This window comes from Bradyrhizobium sp. Leo170, assembly GCF_004296405.1.
Lineage (GTDB): Bacteria > Pseudomonadota > Alphaproteobacteria > Rhizobiales > Xanthobacteraceae > Bradyrhizobium.
In genome coordinates this window covers 1-5055 of sequence record NZ_PSRR01000473.1, presented here as the reverse complement: position 1 = coordinate 5055, position 5055 = coordinate 1, and the positions used below count along the sequence as shown (strand labels likewise).

The following is a 5055-nucleotide window of genomic DNA, read 5'->3' as shown; positions in this document are numbered from 1 at the left end:
CTCGCGGCCGCCGGCGCCAAGGTCGCCCATGTCGTCGGTGATGTCTCCAAGCCCGCCGATGTCGCGCGCTTCGTCGCGGCGGCGCAAAAGCTCGCGCCGCTTGCGATGGCGGTGCACAATGCCGGCTCGAACCGGTGGGCGCCCTTCCTGAAGGTGAGCGAGGAACAGTTCGAGTCACATTGGCGCGAGCATGCGCTCGGCGGTTTTCACCTGGCGCAGGCGGCAATCCCAGCGCTGCTGTCGCGTGGCGGCGGCACGCTGGTGTTCACGGGAGCGAGCGGCTCGCTGCGCGGCAAGGCCCATTTCGCGCCCTTTGCCGCCGCCAAGGCCGCGCTACGCGCGATGGCGCAGAGCATTGCGCGGGAATTCGGACCTCAGGGCATCCATGTCGGCCATGTCGTGATCGATGGCGGCATCGAGGGCGATCGGCTCCTGACTTTTCTCCCACAATTGAAAGAGGAGCGCGGTCCGGACGGCCTGCTCAACATCGCCGCCATCGCCGAGGCCTATTGGGTGCTGCACCATCAGCACCGCAGCGCCTGGACCCACGAGCTTGACCTCCGTCCCTGGGCGGAGTCGTTTTAGCAAATTGTAGGGTGGGCGAAGCGCCGTAGTTCGGGTGAAGCGCCAGCGTAACCCGGGGCCGGCCGACAACGCATGCACACGCCCCGGGTTACGCTGGCGCTTCACCCGGGCTACGCGCACAAAACCTCTACGTCATGCTGCCCGGCATGAAGCAGCGGATCGTGATTCCCGTGGTGCCCTTCATCGGCCAGACCATGGTCCGGCCGGCGCGGTTCGGCTCGGTGATCACGGCTTCATCGGGCACCATGATCCATTGTCCCTCCAGACGGACCCGGTAGTGCCCGTCCTTCGATTCCCAATCCGGATCGGCCACCGCGACGCCGTCGGCATCCGAGCAGCAAGGCCCGAGCCTGCTCTTCAGGCTGTCGAACCAGGGTTTGAGTGGCGAGTTGGAATAGCGTCCATCATCGCGGGCCATCAGAGTTCCCGTTGGGACGACGAGGAGAATTGTCAGGACCGAAGTCCAAACCAAATTTGTGCGAGCCATGTCCGTGCCGTGACGCCAGACCCCAACTCTGACAAACCGGGAACCCCGGATGAAGTTCCATGCATGGACCCGATTGGGACACGCCGTCCACAGGATCGGATAGAGCTGGATGATTATTCTTCGAAACGTCATCCCGCTCCATCTTTTTGTTCGAGCATGATCTTTTTCGGAAAACCGGTACCCACTTTTCCGGATCATGCTCTGGTCAGCGCCGGACCGCACACCCTTCGAGGAACAGGGTCGCGCAGGCCTCAGCGCGACGCTCGAGTTCGATACGATCGGGCGGCGCCTGACGACCGAACAATACGGCACGCTGCGGCGCGAAGACGATCATGCCAAGCAGCATGCCGGCCGCCGTTTCCGGATCGATCTCCCGAAGCGCGATCAGGCCGCGCTCGTGTTGCGTCCGCAACCAATTTGCCAGCGTGGTCACCGTTCGCCGCATCGCACTCTTGTAGAAGGTGTCCGCGATATCGGGGAATTTATCGCTGTCGGCGAGGACCAGGCGCTGCAGCGCAATCACCTCGCCATCCAGGATAAGTTCGGCGCAGGCAAGACAAGCCTCGCGTACCGCACCTCTGATGTTGCTGCCGTCGCAGGCGCGGAGCCGTACGCCCGAAATGAACCGGTCCATCCGGTCCGCGACCATCCCCTCGAACAGGGCCTCTTTGCCGGAAACCAGCCGGTAGAGCGTCTTCGTCGAGACGCCGGCGCGGCGCGCCACGTCATCCATGCTGGTCGCCGCGAAGCCGCTGGCGGCAAATTCGCGCCGCGCGGCCTCGTAGATCACCGTCCGCGTCTCATCATCGGAGCGCAGCGGCGGCCTGCCCCGGCTGCGGCGCTCGGGTGCCGCACCGCCTTTGTCCGCTCTGCCCTGCTTTGTCGTGACCGTCATGCCACCGAGCCATGCTTTAATATGACGCCTGTCATTCCATTGACAGACACAATATGGCGCCTATTTTGGAAAACATCAAGTTTCCTAATTAGCCCGCGCCATCCGATGGAAATTATCCAGTCCTGGCAAGGGGATGGAAAGTCAGGAGGGCCGTCATGAACCAGCATTCCGCGTCCTTGGAGATCGAGCGCCCGCTATCCGCCGCCGAAGTGCAGCGGTTCGCGCCGGCGCCGGAGCCGGTCGTCCCCGCCCCCGTTGCCTCGGCATCGATCAAGGGCAAGCTGCGGCGGATCGCTCTTACCGGCCTCGCCATCGCCGCGCTGTCCGGCGCCGCCTGGTATGGCTGGGACTACTGGACCGTCGGTCGCTTCCTCGTCTCCACCGACGACGCTTATGTCAAAGCCGACAACACCACGATCGCGCCGAAGGTCTCGGGCTATCTCAGCGCGGTGCTGGTCGGCGACAATGAGCGTGTGAAGGCCGGCCAGGTGCTGGCGCGGATCGACGAACGTGATTTCAAGGTGGCGCTGAACCAGGCCAAGGCCGATGTCGAGGCCGCGCGGGCCGCCGTCGCCAGCAAGCATGCGCAACTCGATGTCCAGCAGGCGGTGATCGAGGCCGCGAAGGCGACGCTCGACGTCGACACCGCGACGCAGACCTTCGCCGCGCAGGAGAACAAGCGCTACACCGACCTCGCCACCACAGGCTATGGCAGCGTGCAGAACGCGCAACAGGCGCAATCGCGCCACGCCAGCGCGCAAGCCGCGGTTCAGCGCGACATCGCCAACCTCGCTTCCGCGCGAAAGCAAGTCGAACTGCTGAAGGCGGAGATCACGCAAGCGGTGGCGGCGACCGCGCGCGCCGAGGCGATCGAACAGCAGGCCGAGCTGAACCTTGGCTACACCACGATCACAGCGCCGATCGACGGCGTGGTCGGCAACCGCACGCTGCGCGTCGGCCAGTTCGTGCAGGCCGGCACGCAACTGATGTCGCTGGTGCCGGCGACCGGCGCCTATGTGGTGGCGAACTTCAAGGAGACCCAGCTCACCGACGTCCGCAAGGGACAGAAGGCGGACATCTCCGTCGACATGTTCCCGGGCCAGGTCGTGCACGGCCACGTCGATTCACTCGCGCCCGCCAGCGGCCAGGAGTTCGCGCTGCTGCCGCCTGACAACGCCACCGGCAATTTCACCAAGGTGGTGCAGCGCATCCCCGTGAAGATCGTGCTCGACTCCACGCCCGTCGAATTGCGTCCGGGCATGTCGGTGATCCCGACGATCGACACGCAGTCGCATGGCGACGCCATCCAGCAGCCGGTCGCAACGCCGAAGCCCGCTAGTTCGATTGCCCAGAGGTGATGCCATGTCGGACCTCACACTATCGGCCACAGCACCCCTGCCGCGTGCGGCCATCAATCCGGACCGGGCCAGCGCCACGGTATGGATCTCCGTGCTCGCCGCCATGATCGGCGCCTTCATGGCGATCCTCAACATCCAGATCACCAACGCCTCGCTGCTCAACATCGAGGGCGGCATCGGCACCGGCGTCGACAACGGCTCCTGGATCTCGACGTCGTACCTGATCGGCGAGATCGTGGTGATCCCGCTGACCGACTATCTCAGCCGCGTGTTCTCGTTCCGCAACATCATGATCGTTCACGCTACGCTGTTCGCGGCGTTCTCGGTGGCTTGTGCCTTCACTCATGACCTGCCGTCGATGATCGCGATGCGGGCGTTGCAGGGCTTTTTCGGCGGCGTCCTGATCCCGATGGCGTTCACGCTGGTGTTCACCAAGTTGCCCAAGGCGCAGCAGCCGATCGGCCTTGCGATGTTCTCGATCGCCGTGACCTTTGCGCCGGCGATCGGACCGACCATCGGCGGCTATCTCACCGAGAACTACGGCTGGCAGACAATCTTCTTCGTCAACGTGGTGCCGACCGCGGTCATGGTGACCATGCTCTATTTCACGCTGGAGCGGCAGCCGATGCAGTTCGGCCTGCTGCACGAGGGCGACTGGTTCGGGATCGCGACCATGGCGATCGGCCTCTCCGCGCTGCAGACCGTGCTAGAGGAAGGCAACAAGGACGACTGGTTCGGCTCGCCCTTCATAGTGAAGCTCGCGATTGTCGCCGCGGTGAGCCTGACGCTGTTCGTGATCATCGAACTCGTGGTGGAGAAGCCGCTGATCCGGCTGCGGCTGCTCGCGCAGCGCAGCTTCGGCTTCGGCACGATCTCAGCGGTGTTCGTCGGCTTTGCGCTGTTCGGCTCGGTCTATCTGCTGCCGGCCTATCTCGGCCAGGTGCAGCTCTACAACGCCGAGCAGATCGGCCAGGTGCTGGCGTGGACCGGACTGCCCCAGCTCATCCTGATCCCGCTGGTGCCGAAACTGATGCAGCGCTTCGATGCCCGCTACATTGCCGCCGTCGGGATGGCGCTGTTCGCGGCAAGCTGCTTCATGAACACGCAGATGTCGCTGAACTATGCCGGCGACCAGCTCTTCGTTCCCAACATCATCCGCGCCATCGGCCAGGCCCTGATGCTGGCGCCGCTCAGCGCCGTGAGCCTCGGCAGCGTCGCGCCGCAGGACGCGGCGGCGGCCTCCGGCATTTCCAACATGATGCGCAATCTCGGCGGCGCGATCGGCACTGCGCTGCTTGCGACCATCGCCACCAAGCGCGAGCAGTTCCACTCCAACATCATCGGCCAGTCGGTCGACCTCGCACGTGAGGAGGTGCGCCAGCGCCTCGCCGAGATGACGAACTACTTCATGGCCCACGGCATGAGCGATCCGGCAGCCGCGCGACATCAGGCGATCATCGCGCTCGGCAACACCGTCAAGCGCCAGGCGCTGGTGATGGGCTATAGCGATACATTCGTCGTGCTGGGCTTCGTGCTCGTGCTCGCGGGCATCGCGATCCTCCTGACCGGCAAGCCGAAGGGCGGCGCTGCAGCGGGTGGCGCGCATTGAAAGATTGCTGTGCCGCCTCTCCCGCTTGCGGGAGAGGTGAACTCCTGTGCGGTCAGTATGCCGTTCGATTGTCGGGGGCGGCGCCGCCGCTCGATCAGCGCCCGTGCGGCGCGCTCCGCGG

The 5055-nt window shown here is 64.8% G+C and carries 5 protein-coding genes; 3 read left to right on the top strand and 2 right to left on the bottom strand.

What is annotated here, in order from left to right; genetic code table 11:
- Positions 1–585 (top strand): SDR family NAD(P)-dependent oxidoreductase (locus CWO89_RS40655; protein ID WP_130583877.1); only part of this gene is annotated, 585 nt, incomplete at its 5' end.
- A 127-nt stretch (positions 586–712) separates the two neighbouring features.
- On the opposite strand, the gene CWO89_RS40650 is transcribed toward CWO89_RS40655, so the two are convergent.
- Together CWO89_RS40650 and CWO89_RS40645 are read right to left on the bottom strand one after the other, a co-directional pair.
- On the bottom strand, positions 713–1003 hold the full coding sequence (locus CWO89_RS40650) for a hypothetical protein (RefSeq protein WP_394565630.1): 291 nt from the start codon (positions 1001–1003) through the stop codon (positions 713–715).
- A 274-nt stretch (positions 1004–1277) separates the two neighbouring features.
- Entirely contained in the window at positions 1278–1967 is a 690-nt protein-coding gene (locus CWO89_RS40645) for a TetR/AcrR family transcriptional regulator (protein ID WP_130583875.1), read from the bottom strand.
- Between the two features lie 155 nt (positions 1968–2122).
- On the opposite strand from CWO89_RS40645, the gene CWO89_RS40640 reads away from it, so the two are divergent.
- Positions 2123–3325 carry an HlyD family secretion protein gene (locus tag CWO89_RS40640; protein WP_130583874.1) on the top strand — a complete coding sequence of 401 codons (1203 nt, stop codon included), beginning with the start codon at positions 2123–2125 and terminating at the stop codon, positions 3323–3325.
- Positions 3326–3329: 4 nt separating this feature from the next.
- Positions 3330–4934 carry a DHA2 family efflux MFS transporter permease subunit gene (locus CWO89_RS40635; RefSeq protein ID WP_165421533.1) on the top strand — a complete coding sequence of 535 codons (1605 nt, stop codon included), beginning with the start codon at positions 3330–3332 and terminating at the stop codon, positions 4932–4934.
- The last annotated feature ends 121 nt before the right edge of the window (positions 4935–5055 follow it).